Source organism: Anaplasma phagocytophilum, from assembly GCF_023476575.1.
Lineage (GTDB): Bacteria > Pseudomonadota > Alphaproteobacteria > Rickettsiales > Anaplasmataceae > Anaplasma > Anaplasma phagocytophilum_A.
Genome location: NZ_JAHLEX010000143.1, coordinates 1 through 1,876, shown reverse-complemented (window position 1 = coordinate 1,876; position 1,876 = coordinate 1). Strand labels below are relative to the sequence as shown.

Annotated in this window: 1 protein-coding gene; it reads right to left on the bottom strand. The window is 39.8% G+C overall.

What is annotated here, in order from left to right:
- Nucleotides 1-593: 593 nt before the first annotated feature.
- Complete coding sequence (rpmB, locus tag KPX09_RS05155; protein WP_249549287.1) at nt 594-905, bottom strand: 50S ribosomal protein L28; 312 nt, start codon at nt 903-905, stop codon at nt 594-596.
- Nucleotides 906-1,876 lie beyond the last annotated feature (971 nt).

Sequence of the window (1,876 nt, the reverse complement as noted above, 5' to 3'; positions counted from 1 at the left end):
CACGCAACACAGATGCTGGAACACCTTTTAAATAAGCCAAGCATTACTAGCTATCCGCATTGGAAGACAACAAGGCAATATCCTATACAGTCTGATGTACCTATACCAACCAACAACTCACTACCATACCCTTCTGCCACGCAAAAACCACCATAACAATACAGAAACAGGAAATTTGTGACCCTTACAAAGCAGCACTATGGAATTCACATAACTAAAGATGCTAGAACACTGAAACTACAACTGCTCTTAAGCTAAGCGCGACAGTCACTAGAAAGGAAGGATAATAAGGAAGACCCTAAAGTTCTCTGAATTTACCAATACTGACAAACGCTTCACCAGCGTACTCTTTGCCAAAAAGTGCTATATCGCTCCTACTTCAGCACCATACATAATCTCTCTTGTTATTCCGTAGCAAAGAATCCTAAAGTTACGCGAGTAAAGCACCGCCATAGCGCAACACACGCGGTTCCTTATAAATATAAAGCAAATCTTACGCTGTTAAAGCGTGCCAAAGAGTAGATCCATCTGCTGCGCTATAACACGCACAGCAAATAGACTTGTGATACATATAACGAAACACGTCTAAGCAATTATATATTATCGGACTGCTTAGACTTCCCTGTAGCAACAGCAACTTTAATCTTTCTCTTTATCTTACGAGCCACTTCTGTAAGCTTTCTTGAAGAAGTATTCAACAGATAGAGATCCAACCCACCTTTATAGTCTATAGTACGCAGAGTACGACTAGCAACCTTCACCCTAAACTTTCTGCCAAGAACTTCGCTAACCAAAGTGACATTATGCAGATTCACCAGATAACTCCTCTTAGTCTTGCGATTAGAGTGGGAGACCTTATTACCAAAAGACTTAGATGCCCCTGTAATATCACAAACTCTGCTCACCAAAACCTCCATGTAAAGCAAACTAACTCTCTATTCTAGCAAGATGCCATAAGTAGTCAACCTAAGCCTAACCAGAAACTGATTCATGAAAACCCATTCGTATGAAAAGGCATCCAGCTACGCTATAAATCTCACACCCATGGAATATTATAACCACAAAAATAGCTCACATTTATGTGTATTACATGACACATGTTTTATATCTCCGTACAGATATATTCTCAGCACAAAATCCGGCAATACTATGCAAAAATGATGTTATTAACGAAAAGAACATAGTCCACTATGGTCGCCTTCTATATACAAATTTTCATTACATGTCCCTGCGTATATCCGGTCAGACATACGCAAATCTGCTCCGGAACTTCAGGCTATAGTGGTTGGGAGCTTGCATGTACTGTGCATTTAAGTCCCTATTGCAAAGCGTTGTCACCCTTGTAAATCTAACGTGTGATATAGAGTGTTCACCGCTAGCCGAACCGTATACCATCTCATGTAATTTAAGACACTACAAAATTATGAAAAGCCACTGTGCTATAAGCTAGTCCTCATAAACCCACCATACTGACTGTTAACAGTGATAAATAAATACGGCTGCACTAGGATAATTATCCACCTGATAGAAGAGCGTAAATAAGGGTTATGTCCAGCATTTCCAACCAGACAGAATACAAAAAGGTATGCAGTAACACTATTATAAGCCGATGGCCCAACTAAGGCATTGAGATGATTTTACGCAATAAAACAATGTAATATTCCACACTCACTTAATGTAGCAAGAGCTTGCATCAATGAGGAGCCATACGCATTCCTTTTCTTAGAAACCAAGGACGATGTTATGTCGTTGATTGTTCAAATTGTGGCACTGATTACAAAAACATTTTTCCTTCCTTCTCCCTTGATATCTTGTAACATGTACCACAACAGAACCTGGTTTTTTTCCGTAGGCGTAGCATTCCGTTACAACACGC